The sequence below is a fragment of the Leptolyngbya sp. CCNP1308 genome, assembly GCF_034932455.1.
GTDB lineage: Bacteria > Cyanobacteriota > Cyanobacteriia > Phormidesmidales > Phormidesmidaceae > Nodosilinea.
In genome coordinates this window covers 1-636 of sequence record NZ_JAYGIH010000104.1, presented here as the reverse complement: position 1 = coordinate 636, position 636 = coordinate 1, and the positions used below count along the sequence as shown (strand labels likewise).

The 636-nt window shown below is 58.6% G+C and carries 1 protein-coding gene; it reads left to right on the top strand.

All coding sequences use genetic code 11. The annotated features are described in order from the left end of the window. Window positions 1–636 (top strand): transposase (locus tag VB780_RS25655; protein ID WP_323354030.1); only part of this gene is annotated, 636 nt, incomplete at both ends.

Sequence of the window (636 nt, the reverse complement as noted above, 5' to 3'; positions counted from 1 at the left end):
TTAACCCTAGTGATAGGAGCGCTGCTGGCTCCGGGGAAACGGACGGTGAGCCAGATTTTGCGGGTGATGGGGCTGGGTGAGGAGCCTCAATTTCAGCGCTATCATCGGGTGCTGAACCGGGCTGTCTGGTCATCTCGACAGGCGAGTCGTATCTTAGTAAACCTTTTGGTGGGAACCTTTGCGTCTGATGGAGTCATCGTCATGGGTCTCGATGACACCATCGAACGACGGTGGGGAAAGCGGATTGCAGCGCGGGGCATCTATCGTGATCCGGTGCGTTCGAGCCAAGAGCATTTCGTCAAGACCAGTGGGCTGCGTTGGCTCAGCCTGATGCTGCTGGTGCCGATTCCCTGGGCACAGCGCGTTTGGGCCTTGCCGTTTTTGACAGTACTCGCCCCGTCAGAGCGCTACAACCAAACCCAAGGGCGACGGCACAAGGCGTTGACCGATTGGGTTAGACAGAGGCTGGTTCAAGTCCGACGCTGGTTGGGAAATCGGCCCATTGTGGTGGTGGCCGACAGCAGCTTCGCCGCTCTAGACTTGTTGGCGTCGGTGAGCCATCTCCCCCATCCTGTTCATGTCGTCACTCGACTGCGTTTAGATGCCGCCCTTGATAAACCCGCTCCGCCTCGGGAC